15 protein-coding genes are annotated in these 14,446 nt (G+C 67.6%); 7 read left to right on the forward strand and 8 right to left on the reverse strand.

Going from position 1 to position 14,446, the window contains the following annotated elements; all coding sequences use genetic code 11:
- Positions 1–8 precede the first annotated feature (8 nt).
- The 5 genes from CCA01S_RS05720 to CCA01S_RS05740 form a co-directional block, all read right to left on the reverse strand.
- Positions 9–1,313, reverse strand: coding sequence for an efflux RND transporter periplasmic adaptor subunit (locus CCA01S_RS05720; RefSeq protein WP_232304978.1), 1,305 nt, complete (start codon positions 1,311–1,313; stop codon positions 9–11).
- Positions 1,314–1,511: 198 nt separating this feature from the next.
- The gene (locus CCA01S_RS05725) at positions 1,512–2,084 is read right to left on the reverse strand and encodes a phasin family protein (protein ID WP_066455343.1); all 573 of its coding nucleotides are present in this window, start codon (positions 2,082–2,084) and stop codon (positions 1,512–1,514) included.
- A gap of 273 nt (positions 2,085–2,357) precedes the next feature.
- The gene (locus tag CCA01S_RS05730; RefSeq protein ID WP_066455548.1) at positions 2,358–3,185 is read right to left on the reverse strand and encodes an IclR family transcriptional regulator; all 828 of its coding nucleotides are present in this window, start codon (positions 3,183–3,185) and stop codon (positions 2,358–2,360) included.
- A gap of 180 nt (positions 3,186–3,365) precedes the next feature.
- Entirely contained in the window at positions 3,366–4,157 is a 792-nt protein-coding gene (locus CCA01S_RS05735; protein ID WP_066455551.1) for a competence/damage-inducible protein A, read from the reverse strand.
- Positions 4,158–4,227: 70 nt separating this feature from the next.
- Entirely contained in the window at positions 4,228–5,019 is a 792-nt protein-coding gene (locus CCA01S_RS05740; protein ID WP_066455349.1) for an EI24 domain-containing protein, read from the reverse strand.
- 69 nt (positions 5,020–5,088) lie between these two features.
- Between CCA01S_RS05740 and CCA01S_RS05745 the strand changes: the two genes are divergently transcribed.
- Entirely contained in the window at positions 5,089–5,469 is a 381-nt protein-coding gene (locus CCA01S_RS05745; protein WP_066455352.1) for a thioredoxin family protein, read from the forward strand.
- A gap of 89 nt (positions 5,470–5,558) precedes the next feature.
- Here CCA01S_RS05745 and CCA01S_RS05750 read toward each other — a convergent pair whose 3' ends face one another.
- Positions 5,559–6,935, reverse strand: coding sequence for a DEAD/DEAH box helicase (locus CCA01S_RS05750; RefSeq protein WP_180984191.1), 1,377 nt, complete (start codon positions 6,933–6,935; stop codon positions 5,559–5,561).
- 123 nt (positions 6,936–7,058) lie between these two features.
- Between CCA01S_RS05750 and CCA01S_RS05755 the strand changes: the two genes are divergently transcribed.
- Genes CCA01S_RS05755 through CCA01S_RS05765 form a run of 3 tightly spaced genes read left to right on the forward strand, consistent with a single transcriptional unit; the run spans position 7,059 to position 9,309 of the window.
- Positions 7,059–7,979 carry a branched-chain amino acid transaminase gene (locus CCA01S_RS05755; protein ID WP_066455356.1) on the forward strand — a complete coding sequence of 307 codons (921 nt, stop codon included), beginning with the start codon at positions 7,059–7,061 and terminating at the stop codon, positions 7,977–7,979.
- Positions 7,980–7,988: 9 nt separating this feature from the next.
- Positions 7,989–8,222: a zinc-finger domain-containing protein gene (locus tag CCA01S_RS05760; protein WP_066455367.1), complete on the forward strand. Its 234-nt coding sequence runs from the start codon at positions 7,989–7,991 to the stop codon at positions 8,220–8,222.
- Positions 8,191–9,309: a YheT family hydrolase gene (locus CCA01S_RS05765; protein ID WP_066455370.1), complete on the forward strand. Its 1,119-nt coding sequence runs from the start codon at positions 8,191–8,193 to the stop codon at positions 9,307–9,309. Before CCA01S_RS05760 ends, CCA01S_RS05765 begins: the two co-directional genes overlap by 32 nt.
- 108 nt (positions 9,310–9,417) lie before the next feature.
- Here CCA01S_RS05765 and CCA01S_RS05770 read toward each other — a convergent pair whose 3' ends face one another.
- A complete protein-coding gene (locus tag CCA01S_RS05770) occupies positions 9,418–10,968 on the reverse strand; it encodes a M48 family metalloprotease (protein WP_232304979.1) in 1,551 nt (516 codons plus the stop codon).
- A gap of 47 nt (positions 10,969–11,015) precedes the next feature.
- Positions 11,016–11,870 (reverse strand): cytochrome c oxidase assembly protein, encoded by an 855-nt coding sequence (locus tag CCA01S_RS05775; protein WP_066455373.1) that lies wholly within the window; start codon positions 11,868–11,870, stop codon positions 11,016–11,018.
- A gap of 88 nt (positions 11,871–11,958) precedes the next feature.
- Between CCA01S_RS05775 and CCA01S_RS05780 the strand changes: the two genes are divergently transcribed.
- The 3 genes from CCA01S_RS05780 to CCA01S_RS05790 all read left to right on the forward strand — a co-directional run bounded on the left by CCA01S_RS05780 (position 11,959) and on the right by CCA01S_RS05790 (position 14,425).
- Positions 11,959–13,113: an FAD-dependent monooxygenase gene (locus tag CCA01S_RS05780; protein WP_066455389.1), complete on the forward strand. Its 1,155-nt coding sequence runs from the start codon at positions 11,959–11,961 to the stop codon at positions 13,111–13,113.
- 77 nt (positions 13,114–13,190) lie between these two features.
- A complete protein-coding gene (gene dusB, locus CCA01S_RS05785; RefSeq protein WP_232304983.1) occupies positions 13,191–14,147 on the forward strand; it encodes a tRNA dihydrouridine synthase DusB in 957 nt (318 codons plus the stop codon).
- 38 nt (positions 14,148–14,185) lie between these two features.
- Positions 14,186–14,425, forward strand: a complete 240-nt coding sequence (locus tag CCA01S_RS05790; protein ID WP_066455390.1) for a helix-turn-helix domain-containing protein — start codon at positions 14,186–14,188, stop codon at positions 14,423–14,425.
- Positions 14,426–14,446: the final 21 nt, after the last annotated feature.

Raw genomic sequence — 14,446 nt, forward strand, 5'->3', positions numbered from 1 at the left:
GCTCGGGCTCAGGAAGCCGCCGGGCGCGGGGCGGCGGCAGGTGCGGCGTCTTCGATTTCAGCCACCCGGGCACCCGGTTTGAGCTTGTACTGGCCGTCGGTCACCACCCGCTCGCCTTGCGTCAGGCCCTGGGCGACGAGGCTGTGGCCATCTTGCGACACCAGCACGCGCACCGGCTGTGCGCGCACGCTGTCATCGGCCCCCACGACATAGACGAACAGGCCGCTGGCACTGCGCTGCACGGCGGAATCAGGCACGACCAGCGCGTTTTCATGATCGCCCAGGATGAGGCGCACATCGACCGTCTGGCCGGGCCACAGCACATGCCCGGCGTTGTCGAGCCGCGCCTTCAGGCGCAAGGTGGCGCTGCTGGCATCGATCTGGTTGTCCACCAGCACCAGCTCGCCCTGGCCCAGCAGACGGTTCTTGCCCTGCTCGAACACCTCGACCCGGATCGGGCCCCGCACTGTGACGTCCGGGCTTGCGGCTGTGGCGGGCGGCTGCGGTGCCGTGGCATCCGGGCGGGCGGCCACGACGGGCGGCTGCGCCCCCGTGACGTCAGGGCCTTGCCCGGCGGTGCGCCGCAGGGCCGCCCGCACCTGGGCATACGCGGTGTCGGGCACGGTGAAGCTGACCGCCACGGGGTCGAGCTGGTTGATGACCACGAGCCCCTGCGTATCGCTGGCCTTGACCAGGTTGCCGGGATCGACCAGCCGGGCCCCCGTGCGCCCCGTGAGGGGAGACAGGATGCGGGTGTAGTCGAGCTGCACCCGGGCCGCCTGCACCTGGGCGTCGTCGGCCTGCAACGTGGCCTGCAGCGTCGCCACCTGCGCCCGCTGCGTATCGAGCGTCTGGCGGTCGATGGCGGACTGACGGGCCAGTTCGGTATAGCGTTTGAGATCACGGCGGGCGTTGTCCAGCAGCGCCTGATCGTGAGCTTTTTGCGCCAGCGCCTGGGCCAGCTGGGCTTGCTGGGCGCGGTCGTCGAGCTGGGCGATCAGCTGCCCCCGGCGCACGGTGTCGCCTTCTTTGAAACCCACCTTTTCAAGCTGGCCGTCGATGCGCGAGCGCACCGTGACGGTTTCCCAGGCCTGTACCGCCCCCAGCCCCTGCAGCCGCATCGGGACGTTGCGAGCTTGCACCAGCGCCGTGTGTACCCGCACCGGCGCGTCGGCGCCAGCGGACGCGGGCACCGGGGCTGCCGTCGTGCGGCTGACCCACCAGACGAGCGCGCCCAGCACCAACAGAACCGGCAGACCAACAAACAACAGGGAGCGACGCACAGAAGACATGGTGAGAAGGGTCAAATTCATTCACCGCAACGGGCGCGGCATCCTGTGCGAGTATACGAAAAAGCATGGCGCAGAAAATGGAGGAATTATGTACATACGGCCTGGCCCATCGCCCACCGCCAAACGGCACACTCAAAGCAAAGGGCCGCCCCAAATGGAGCGGCCCTTTGCTTTGGCCTGTCGGCGATGCCGGGCAGATGCCCGGCACGACTCAGCAGCTTAGTTGCTGGCGCGCGCGGCGCGCGGGGCAGCCTTGGCGGCCTTGGACACGTCGGCGGCAGCCTTCAACGTGGCGTTGGTGGCCGCGGCGAAGTTGGACTCGGCGGCGCTGGCAGCCTGGCGGGCGGCCTTGGCGGCGGATTCGTAGGCGTTGGTGGCCGTGGCCAGCGACGACTTCAGCAGGGCGACCGCGCCTTCGGAACCCGTGGGGGCATTGCGGGCGAATTGTTCGACCACTTCGGACACGCGATCCTGGCCTTGCGACAGTTGGGCTTCAGCCAGCTTGCTGAGTTCGCCATGCACGTTGGACAGGATTTCGTAGACGTCCTTGCCATAGGCGACGGCTTGCTCGGGACGCACCAGCGCCGAGGTGAAGGCCAGCAGCTCTTGCGCGTCTTTCAGTTCGACGGCTTCTTGCGACTTTTGCGCGGCATCTTCGAAGACAGCCTTGGTGGCCTTCAGGTTCAGGTCGACCAGCTTTTCAAAGCCGCTGAAGAACGTGCCTTGCACGGCAAGAATGTTGTCGATGACGGCCTTTTGCGAGGCCAGCAGGGATTGGGTGTTTGCGCTCATGATGACTCCTGAATGGGTAGAAGGCTCTGAGGCATCACGCCTTTACCTTCTTTGCTGCTCGCACGATGCTGCAGCGCACAAATCAAATTATAGAGGAAAGAAACCCCAGGTCAAGCATTTTTGTTGCAACGCAACAATTCAAACGGTGACAGCGGCTTGAACAGCCCGAATCATGCGGCGGGCGCAACACGCCGCGCAGGCATCGGCACCAACGCCAGCGCCAGCGCGGAACACGAGCCGCCCGCCGGGCGATCGTCGCGCCTAGTGCGGCGCCTAATGCGGCGCCTCGTAGCCCAGGGCTTCGGAAATGCTGCTGGTGGCGGACATCAGCAGGGGAATCCAGTCGTCGCGCATGCGTTCGGCGGGCGCGGACAGCGACAGCCCGGCCAGCAGCGTGCCGCCGTCGTCGTAGACGCCCGCGGCAATGCAGCGCACGCCCAGTTCGAGTTCTTCGTTGTCGCGCGAATAGCCATGCCGCCGCACCAGTGCGAGTTCGCGTTCGAGCTGGTCAAGCTGCGTGATGCTGTTGCGCGTATTGCCCGACAGGCCGGTGCGCATGGCGTAGCTGCGCACTGCGCGCGCATCCCAGGTGGCCAGAAAGAGCTTGCCCGTGGAGGTGAGATGCAGTGGCGCGCGGCCCCCGATGGCGCGCACGACCTGCATGCCCGAGCGTTCGCTCCAGGCACGCTCGATGTAGACGATCTCGTCGCCCTGGGCGAGCGACAGGTTGACCGTCTGCCCCGTCTGGCGGTGCAGCTCGCGCATGGGGCCCATCGAGGCGGCGCGCACGTCCAGGCGCCCCTTCACCAGCGAGCCCAGTTCGAGCAGGCGCATGCCCAGCCGATACAGGCCGCTATCGACCCGCTCGACGTAGCGCCCGACGGCCAGGTCGGCCAGAATGCGGTGCGTGGTGGAGGCGTGCAGACCCGTGGCGGCGGCCAGGTCTTTGAGCGCGACGGGGTCGCGCTGCCCGGCCAACACGTCGAGAATGCGCATGGCGCGGTCGAGCACCTGAATGGTGACCGTGTTTTGGTCACCCACCAGAGCTGCGCCGGCCAAAGCCGAGTGTTGCGAGGAGAGAGAACTTGAAGTACGCGCCATCAGTTTGAATTGCTGCATTGCTGCATTGCCACAATTCCATATTATGAAAATCTATTCCTGATGGCAAGCAGTTCGGCGGTGATCCGCCCTGTTTTTTGCAAAATTTCTTGAACACCAGGGCACCGCCGCGTCCGCCACGGCGGGACGGCCCAGGCCCCGCCACAGCGAGTCCAGGCGGCGTCAGGCGGGCGGACTGAGGCGCCCGCCCAGGGACAGCACCTGCTCGCGCAGCCATTCAAGTGCCTGTGCCGCGGCTTCGGGCGCCCCCTTGACCCCCAGTTCGATATGCGGATGCCCGCCTGAATCGCCCACGTTGGGCAGGCTGAAGGCGTGGATGCCCGCCCAGCGCTGTTCAAGCGTCTCGAGTGCGGGCGTGATGCGCGACTCGGGCAGCCCGAAGACCAGGAACGAGTGCTCGACGCGGGCCTCGCGGTGGTGCCACTGGGCGTAGCGCGTATCGAGCGTCCAGGCCATCATGGGATGGGCCATCACCGGAAAGCCGGGCATGAAGCTGTGGTTATGGATGTAGAACCCTGGAATGCGGTTGTACACATTGGGAATGATCTCGGCGCCCACCGGAAACACGCCCATCTGCAGGCGCTGCTGGTTTTCGGGAGTGGACATGTCGGCACTGCCCTGCCCCTTGGCCGCCATCTCGGCGCAGCGCTCGCCAATGAGGCGCTCAGCCTCGGGGTGCAGCGCCAGGCCTACTCCCAGCGCGCGCGCCGCGGCCTGGCGGGTGCGGTCGTCGGGCGTCGCGCCGATGCCGCCGCAGCAAAAGACGATGTCCGGGGTGGCGAAACTGCGCCGCAAGCAGGCTACGATGTCGTCCTCGTCGTCCGAAATGAACTCGGCGGCCTGCAGCCGCATGCCGCGCGCCTGCAGCAGCTCGATCAGCTTGCTGAAGTGCTTGTCCTGGCGCCGCCCCGAGAGCAGTTCGTCGCCGATGGCAATGAGGCGCACGCGCGGCATCGAGCCGGGCGCGGCAGCGGGCGTCGAAGCGGAGGTTGCGGTGGATTGGGCGGAAGTCATCATGCAGTCCTTACAGATCGATCACGGTTTCGGCGCGCAGGCGGCCAATGGCATCCAGGCAGAAGTGCGCATACACCAGTGCCGAAAAGACCGGCATCACCAGCCAGAACAGGGGAATGAGGTTGATCACCGCCAGGCAGGCGGCCAGCAGCCAGAGCTGCCGGTTATGGCGGCGCCACAGCAGGCGGCGCTCGGCGGGGCTGGCATGTTCGATCATGGCATCGACCCGCAACATGCGATTGAGGGCGAACGCCCACCAGAACACCGGCAAGACGAGCGCCATGGGTGGAATCAGCCACAACGGCATGGTGAAAAACCAGCCCAGGCAGAACAGCACCCCCACCCAGATGGCGTTCCAGGTGCCCAGCGCCGTGGCGTTCTGCCCCTGGCGGCTGAGCCCCGCGTAATTGCGCTTTTCGAGGTGGTGCAGCACGATGGGCATGACAAAGATGGCCGCGATGCCCAGCCCGACGATGCCCGCCATGGGCAGCAGCAGGCCGGCGGCCATCAGGGGCACCAGCCACAGCTTGAGCGAGAACAGCCCGACGGCCACCAGCCAGCCGTCCAGGGTGTTGAACATGCCCCAGGAAGACGCCTCGGAATCGAGCCAGCCGGTCAGCGGCGTCCAGAAAAACCACAACAGCACCACCGCCCCCAGAAAGGCGATGATGAAAGGCAGGAACAGGGCGGCGATCATGCGCGGGTGCAGCTGGCTGGCCGCGGCGCGCCGGAAGGCCTGGGCCACCAGGGCCAGGCCGTTGGGGGCATGGGAGGATCGAAGCGCGAGATCTTGATGGCTCATGCGAAACGGCGACCGTAAAAGACAGTTTTTATACTATAGCCCTTCGATGTCCCCGGATGCGCCTTGCCCATGGAACTCTACAACCCCCACACCGACCTCGCCGCCCTGCGCGCCCGCCTGGCGCAAGACCAGGGTCGGCGCGTCGTCTGCTACTGCGCGGCCTGGTGCCGCACCTGCGACGCCTACCAGCCCGCCTTGCGCGATCTGGCGGCGCGCATGCCCGACTGGACGTTCATCTGGGTGGACGTCGAGGACGCGCCCGACTGGCTGGGCGATGAAGAAGTCGAGAATTTTCCCACCGTGCTGGTGCAAGACCGCGAAGGCACCCGCTTCTGGGGGGTTCAATTGCCCTATATCGAGCACCTGCTGCGTCTGCTCGAAGGGGCGACGCGCCTGCCCGCGACAGACACGGGGCCAGGTCGTATCGACACGCTGGCCCAGGCCGAATAAAAGCCCAGCCGAACCGGACACAGCGCTCAAATCAGACGCAAGCCCGATAAGGCACGGCGCGCCCAGGATGATGCGCCCCGCTGCCGGATTCAGGCTGGTTTGCGGCCGCCGCCCAGCAGCACCCCGACGGGGCGGCGAGCGGACACGAGCCGGGTCTCGGGCGTCGCCACCGGCGCCGTCGATGGCGAGGGTTCGTAGGGCTTGGTGAAGAAGTCGTCGAGCGGGGCCTCGGGGGCCTGCCAACGCGAACGGCCGGTGCGATGTTCGGCCAGACGGCGGCGCGGCGGACGCGGCACGTCGAGCTCGCCGCGCGGAATCTTCGTCTTGATGAGTTTTTCGATGTCGAGCAGGTAGCGCTCTTCGTCGGGCGAGAAGAAGGCAATGGCCTCGCCCTGGGCGCCCGCGCGGCCCGTGCGGCCGATGCGGTGCACGTAGTCTTCGGGGTTGCGCGGCAGGTCGTAGTTGATGACGCACGGAATGCCCGCGACATCCAGGCCACGGGCCGCCACGTCAGTGGCCACCAGCACTTCGAGCGTGCCTTCCTTGAAGGCTTCGAGCGCCTTCATGCGTTCGATCTGCGACTTGTTGCCGTGGATGGATTCGGCGCGCACGCCGTCTTGTTCAAGCTGGCGCGCGAGGCGGCTGCAGCCCAGCTTGGTGTTGGAAAACACGATGACCTGGCTGAGCTGGCGGGATTTGACCAGATGCACCACGGCATGGCGCTTGGCATCGCCTTCGAGGGGATAGGCGATCTGGCTGACGGTATCGGCCGTGGCATTGGGCCGGGCGACTTCGACCTCGACTGGATTGCGCAGGAAACTGCGCCCGAGTTTGCGGATTTCGGGGCTGAAGGTGGCCGAGAACAGCAGGCCCTGGCGCCCCGGCGGCAGCAGGCGCATGATGCGGTCGAGATCGGGCAGAAACCCCATGTCGAGCATGCGGTCGGCTTCGTCGAGCACCAGGATGCCGACCTGGCCCAGGTTGACGTTGCGCTGTTCGACGTGGTCGAGCAGGCGCCCCGGCGTGGCGATGAGGATTTCGCAGCCCTGGCGCAGCGCCTCTTTTTGCGGGCGGATGTCCACGCCACCGAAGACCACGGCGGCGCGCAGCGGCACGAACTGGCTGTAACGCTGCACGTTCTCGTGGATTTGATCAGCCAGCTCGCGGGTGGGCGTGAGAATGAGCGCGCGCACGGGGTGGCGGGCGGGCGAGGCACTGTTGCTGGCAAACGGCATCAGGCGATGCAGGATGGGCAGGGAAAACGCGGCGGTCTTGCCGGTGCCCGTTTGCGCCGCGCCCATGACGTCGCGCCCGGTGAGCGCGATGGGAATCGCCTTGGCCTGAATGGGGGTTGCCGACACGTAGCCGGTGGCCTCGATAGCCTGCATGATGCCCGGGTGCAGGCCAAACTGGCTAAACGGCACGGGCTGTTCAGCTGTGGAGTCTTGGGGGGTGGATTCGGTCATTCGTCGTAGTAGAGCACGGGCGCCAGAATGGGCCGCGTGCATTCATGATCCGTGTATTTTAACGTGCAACGCCCGAAGGCGGGCAATTGGTACAATGAGAGACCAATATTCTGGGAGACGGCAATGTCCATGGCTGACCGCGATGGGGTGATCTGGTATGACGGCAAACTCGTGCCCTGGCGCGACGCCACCACCCACGTTCTCACGCACTCACTGCACTACGGCCTGTCCGTCTTCGAGGGCGTGCGCGCCTACAAGACCGACCACGGCACGGCCATCTTCCGCCTCGAAGACCATACCCGGCGCCTGTTCAATTCGGCGCACATCTACCAGATCAAGATTCCCTACACCCGCGAGGCCATCTCCGAAGCCCAGATCGAGGTCGTGCGCCGCAACGAACTCGAATCCTGCTACATCCGCCCCATCGTGTTCTACGGCTCCGAAAAAATGGGCGTCTCGCCCAAGGGCGCCTCGGTGCACGTGGCCATCGCCGCCTGGGCCTGGGGCGCCTATCTGGGCGAAGAAGCCCTCAAGCAGGGCATCCGCGTCAAGATTTCCTCGTACGCACGCCAGCACGTCAACGTGACGATGCCGCGCGCCAAGATCGCCAGTACCTACGCCAATTCCATCCTCGCCAACGCCGAGGCGCAAGACCACGGCTACGACGAGGCCATCCTGCTCGACACCAACGGCTTCGTGGCGGAAGGCTCGGGCGAAAACCTCTTCATCGTGCGCGATGGCGTGCTCTACGAGCCCGACATCGCCTGCGCGCTCACCGGCATCACGCGCGCCTCCATCCACCAGATCGCCGACGACCTGGGCCTGCAGGTGGTGTCGCGCCGCCTCACCCGCGACGATCTCTATATCGCCGACGAAGCCTTCTTCACCGGCACGGCGGCCGAAGTCACCCCCATCCGCGAAATCGACGGGCGCCAGATCGGCGCCGGCGAACGCGGCCCCATCACCGCTCAACTGCAAAAAGCCTTCTTTGATGCTGTCTCGGGCAAGACGCCCAAATACCATCACTGGCTCTCGAAGGTCTAAGGAAACCCCATGAGCAGCACGACCGAAACACCCCGTCAGAAACCCGCGCCCATCGAGGTCAGCGCAGAAGACCTGCCCGTCTACTGCCCGGGCCCCGATGCCCCCCTGTGGCGCATGCACCCTCGCACCTACATCGAGGTTCTGAAGAACAAAGTCGCCAAGTGCCAGTACTGCGGCACCGAGTACATCTTGCGCGAAGGCGACCACCCCCATGGACACGAGCAGGCCGGCATCCGTCTCTAAGCCCGCCGCTCGTCTCGACACCAGCGCCTGCCCCGTACCCGCCTGGCTTCCAGGCGGGCACGCGCAGACGCTCTACGGTGCATTCTGCGCGCAGCATCCGTCCATCCACTTCGCCCGCGAACGGGTCGATACGCCCGACGGCGACTTCATCGACCTCGACTGGTGCGGGCCGGGGCTCGATCCCCACCGCACGGCGGACGGCCAAGCCACCGCACACGAATCCAGCCTGGTGGGCACCGCCGCCAGCCGCTGGGCCAATGACGGCGACTGGGCCGCCCTGCCCGCCGAATGCTCCGCCGTCATCCTCTTTCACGGGCTCGAAGGCAGCAGCCTGAGCCCCTACATGCAGGCCATGGCCCACGCCTTTCGCCAGCAAGGCTGGGTGGTCGTGGCGGCGCACTTTCGCACCTGCTCGGGCGTGCCCAACCGCATGGCGCGCGCCTACTACAGCGGTGATTCCGCCGAAATCGCCTTCATGCTGGGCCACGTGCGCCAGCGCCTGCCGCAGGCGCGCTGGCACGCCGTCGGCGTCTCGCTGGGCGGCAACGCCCTGCTCAAGCTGCTGGGCGAATCCGGCCACGACGTGCCGGGCCTGCGGGCCGCCGCCGCGGTCTCCGTGCCGATGGATCTCCCCGCCTGCGGCCAGCGCCTGTCCGACACCTTCAGCGGCCGCCAGCTGTATTCCCGCTACTTCCTGCACAGCATCCGGCGCAAGATTTTCGACAAGGCGCAGCAGTTTCCGGGCTCGGTCGACGTCCTGCGCACGCAGCGCATGCGCAGCCTGCGCGACCTCGACGACCTGTACACCGCGCCCATGCACGGCTACCTGAACGCGCTGGACTACTGGACGCGCGCCGCCAGCTTCCCGCTGCTGCCGGGCATCCGCGTGCCCACGCTTGCGCTCAATGCGCGCAACGATCCGTTCGTGCCCGAGGCCTCGCTGCCGGGCAGCCGCGACGTGTCGCCCGACGTGCTGCTGCACCAGCCGGGCCAGGGAGGCCACGCCAGCTTCGTCACCGGCATGTTCCCCGGCAATCTGCACTGGTTGCCCGCGCGCCTGCTGCGCTTCTTCCAAAGCGGGCAATAAAAGCAACAAGCACGCACCGCCCGGTTCCGTACCACATGGGCAGCCGCACGCTCGCGGTGCCGTGCCGGAGATTCCCGGCCGGCGTGCACCGCCCCGCAAGGCTTCAGGCTATTTCTTGAACGGTGCCAGCAAGGCCCGCTGGGCTTCGAGGCGCTCGCGCACGCTGCGAATCCGCGTGTCCAGGCGCGACTGCGCGTAAAAATCGTGCGACAGGCTGCGCGCCTGTTCCAGGTGTTCGACCGCCGTGGGCAGGGCGCCGGTCTGCTCGAAATACGTGGCCATCACCTCATGCGCCTCGACCTTGTGCCCCAGGCGCTCCAGGCTGTTGGCCAGCAGCTGCTGAAACTCGGGAATGTCGGGCCACTGCCCGACCACCGCCTTGAGAAAAGTGACGGCGGCCTGATCCTGGCTCGCGGCCTGCAAGGCCTGGGCACGCTCGTAGGCCACGCCCTGGCTGTGCGGCCAGCGCGACCAGGCTTGCGCGGACACGTCCACCGCCGCCGTGGCGCTTTGCTGACGCGCCAGCTGGATGGCAAGGATGTCCAGCTCGGGCGCGGCGCGCACCGCGCGCGCCTCATCCAGCAGGCGCCCCGCCGCGGCGCTGTCGCCCGCTTTCCAGGACAGCCAGGACAGGCCGTACAGGGCCGCCGCCTGGCGCGCGGCCTGCTGTGTGCGCGCATCGGCCTTGAGCGTCTGTTGCAGGCGCTGGCGATCTTCGTTGCTGCGCGCCTGGATGAGCGCCAGCCGCGCGCGCACGAACCAGAAATCGGGATCGAGCCGCGGTGCGATGGCGGGCAGTTCGGCCAGACGGTTTTCGAGGTCGGAGAGCCGCTGGATGGACAGCGGATGGGTGGAGGCATAGCCGCCGCCCGTGCCCTCGTTCAGGCGCGAGGCGTTCATGAGCCGACGGAACATGTCCACCATGCCGCGCGGATCGAACCCCGCCTGGCGCATCATCTGGAAACCGGCCCGGTCGGCCTCTTGCTCGGCGCTGCGGGAAAAGCCCAACTGCCGGTCGATGGTGGCCGCCTGGCCGAACGCCGCCACCCCCATGGCCAGATTGCCCTGTCCCGCCAGCGCGGCCAGCAAGGCCCCGATCATGGTGGCCACCATCAGGCCCGTGCCCTGCGCCTGCTGGGTGATGCCGCGGGCGATGTGGCGCTGCATGACGTGGCCGATTTCGTGCGCCAGCACGCCCGCGAGTTCGGATTCGCTTTGCGCCGCCACCACCAGCCCGCTGTTGACGCCGATGAAACCGCCCGGCAGCGCGAAGGCGTTGATGGATGGATCGCGCACGCCAAAGACCGTAATGGGCTGACTGAGCGGCTGCGGCGCATGGGCCGCCAGCTTGCGGCCCAGGCTGGTGAGATACTGGTTGACGTCCAGATCGGCAATGTAGGTGGGGTCGTGGCGGCCTTGTTCCATGATGGCTTCGCCCAGCGTGTGTTCCACCGCGGGAGAAAGCTCGGCGGACGACGCCGCGCCCATCGAGGGCAGACCTATGGGCTGGGCAAACGCGGGCAGCGTCGGGAAGGCACAAGCCAGCGCCCCGGCCAGGCACAGGCCTTGCCCCAACCTGCGCAAAGCCCTCGGGCGCGTGCCCGCCACCGGGCGCGACACACAGGCCCCGCCCCCCGACTCATTACTCACAAAGGACATAGACACCCGCACTGGCATGAGGTTGTTTGGATACGCCGTCGTCCGGCTCAGACGGCCCGCGCCGTGGGCCGCGCCACGCGCCGCCGGGGTGGCGGCAGCCGGCCCCGGGAAGACAGCCGCATCAGGGTGCCCAAAGCATACAGCAGCCCGAAGGTTTCGATCAGCCCGGCGGGCACCCACATGATGAGCCCGCCCATCACCTGATCGTCGAGCGCGCCGATGCCGGGCAGCGCCCGGCCGCAGAGGTCGAACACCGGGTACAGATCGGTTGAAGAAAATGCAATGACGGCGCCCGCCACCATCTGCGGCGCCATGGTGAAGACGGGCGACAGAATGCGCCCACCGGGCGTCAACGCCGCGGGCGGATGCGGGCGGCGATCGAGGATCAGGTTCCAGTACAGCAGGCCACTGATGACCACCGACCAGTTCATGAAGCGGTAAATGCGCCAGTCGAGCATCGAATAGAACTGCACGGTGGGCTCGAGCCAGATGAGTACCAGCAAGACGAACAGAAAAGGGATGAAAATGCGGTGCGTGGCCAGGGTTTCGAGGCGCCGCATGGCGGGGCGTCGGCGCGCCCGCGCCAGGCGCACGCGCCAGGCCGACGGCAGGCCCGCGCGCAACACCTGCCCCGGATACGCCCCCATGATGAGCAGCGGCCCCAGGTGGTGCAGCACCAGATGCTGCAGGCGATGGATGAAGAACATGCGCTCGGCGTAGTAGTCGATGCGCGTATGCAGCGACAGGTACAGCAGCGCAAAGCCCACCCAGAACAGAATCTGGCGGATGCGGCCCACCCGATGCACGGCGCGGCCGCGCGCGAACAGCCAGGCCGAGGCCACGAAGGCCAGCACCAGAAGCGGGGAGAATTCCCAGGGCTGCAGCCAGGCAAGCAGGTCCATGACGGGCGATGGATCGAAGTCACGTGATCCGCTTAGTGTAAAGCATTCTAAAATGAGCATTTTCCCTAGTGAGTGGTGATTGCCTGCCATGTCTGCGCCAACCTTCGACCTCGTGATTCTGGGCTCGGGCCCGGTGGGCTGCGCGCTGGCGCTGGGCCTGGCCCGCAGTTGTGCGCAACCCGAACGCATCGCGCTCATGGGGCCGGATCCCGCCCCCCGGGCGGACGGGCAGGCCATCGATCCGCGCGCCCTGGCACTGAACCACGGCAGCCGCCAGCTGCTGCGGCACCTGGGCGCCTGGCCCGCGCACGCCGCCGACATCCTTACCGTGCATGTCTCGCAGGCGGGCCACCTGGGCCGCACCCTCATCGACCAGGCCGAGCTCGGCGTGCCGCGCCTGGGCTGCGTCGTGGCCTACGACGCGCTGCTCGACGCCCTGCACGCCGCCGTCTCGCGCAGCGGCGTGCGGCGCATCACCGAGCGCCCGGCGCGGCCCCTGGCGGGCAGCCCGGTCACCATGCAACTGGCCGAGGGCACCCTCAGTGCGCACGTCGCGCTGATCTCCGACGGCGCGCGCCCCCAGGGGGTACACCGCGAATACGGGCAGCAGGCCGTACTGGCCACCATCCAGGCCGATGCGCCCATTGCCGGGCGCGCCTTCGAGCGCTTCACCCGCAGCGGGCCGCTGGCCCTGTTGCCGCATCCGGCGGGCAGCAAGCTCTACAGCCTGGTCTGGTGCGTGCCGCCAGACCAGGCCCAGGCCACGGCCCAGTTGCCTGACGAGGCCTTCAACCAGGCGTTGCAGGCCGCTTTCGGCCAACGCCTGGGGTGCCTGCGGCGCCTGGGCGCGGCCCACACCTTCCCCTTGTCCATGCACGCGGGCCCCAGCATCCAGGGACAGGGGGTCGTGGCCGTGGGCAACGCCGCCCAGACGCTGCACCCCGTCGCGGGCCAAGGCCTCAACCTGGGGCTGCGCGACGCGGCCCAGCTGGCCCACGCGCTGCAGCCCTGGCTGGCGGCGCCCGCCGCCGACACCGTGCAGCCGTTGCTGGCGCAATACGCCCGCCAGCGGCGCCTGGATCGCGGCCTCACGCTGGCCATCACCGACACCTTGCCGCGCGTCTTCGCCACCGACAATCCGCTGATGCGTCACGCGGGCGGCCTGGGCCTGGCGGCGCTCGACGTGCTGCCCGTCCTGCGCAAGCCCCTGGCCCGGCATCTGCTGCAGGGACAAAGACTGTGAGCCCCGCCAACCACCCGGTGGCCGCACCGCTGCGCATCGGCCGCTGGACGCTGCCCCATCCGGTGTGCGCCGCCCCCATGGCGGGCGTCACCGACCGCCCCTACCGGCGCCTGTGCAAGGCGCTGGGCGCGGCCTACGCGGTCTCCGAAATGGCGGCCAGCAACCCGCGCCTGTGGGACAGCGTGAAAACCGCCCGGCGCACCGACCACGAAGGCGAACCCGACCCCATCGCCGTGCAGATCGCGGGGGCCGACCCCGACATGCTGGCCGAGGCGGCCCTGTTCAACGTGCGCAAGGGCGCGCGCATCATCGACATCAATATGGGCTGCCCGGCGAAAAAGGTATGCAACGTGGCCTCGGGCTCGGCCCTGCTGCGCGACGAGGCCCTGGTGGCCCGCATCCTGCAACGCGTGGTGGCCGCCTGTGCGCCCGAGGGCATCCCGGTCACGCTCAAGACGCGCACGGGCTGGGATCGCGACAGCCGCAACGCCGTGCGCATCGCGCGCCTGGCCGAAGACTGCGGCATCGCCGCCCTCACCCTGCACGGGCGCACCCGCTGCGACCTCTACCAGGGCAAGGCCGAATACGACACCATCCGCGCGGTGCGCGAAGCCATCCGCATTCCGCTGATCGCCAACGGCGACATCGACAGCCCCGAGAAGGCGCGCGCCGTTCTGGACTACACTGGAGCCGATGCGGTCATGGTCGGTCGCGCGGCCCAGGGGCGCCCCTGGATTTTCCGCGAAATCGCCCACTACCTGGCGCACGGCACGCATCTGCCGCCGCCCACGTACGGCGAACTGCGCGAGCACCTGCTCAGTCACCTCGAAGACCACTACCGCTTCTACGGCGAGCACACGGGGGTGCGCACGGCGCGCAAGCACATCGGCTGGTATCTGGCCGACCTCCCGGGCGCCGATACACTGCTGCCCCGCATCATGGCGCTCGACAGCACCGCGGCACAATCACAGGTTCTGCAGCGCTGGCTCGATGAACAACCCGCCGATGCGCCCGTCGCACCGGCCCTGCACTGAAAGTATTTCACTGACCGATCTTTCTTCACTCCTGACTCATGCATACCACCACGCCTCTGGAACAAGCCGTACGTGACCAGCTCGACCGCTACTTTGAAGACCTGGGAGAATCCGCGCCCAGCGACATGCTCGCCATGGTGAACACCTGCGTCGAGCGCACGGTGCTGCAGGTGGCGCTCGAGCGCACAGAAGGCAACCAGACACGCGCCGCCGACATGCTCGGCATCACGCGGGGCACGCTGCGCAAAAAGCTGCAGGCCCACCAGCTGAGCGCCTGAGACCTCTTTCTTCCCACCCTT

This window comes from Castellaniella caeni NBRC 101664 (assembly GCF_001592225.1).
GTDB classification, from domain to species: Bacteria; Pseudomonadota; Gammaproteobacteria; order Burkholderiales; family Burkholderiaceae_B; genus Castellaniella; species Castellaniella caeni.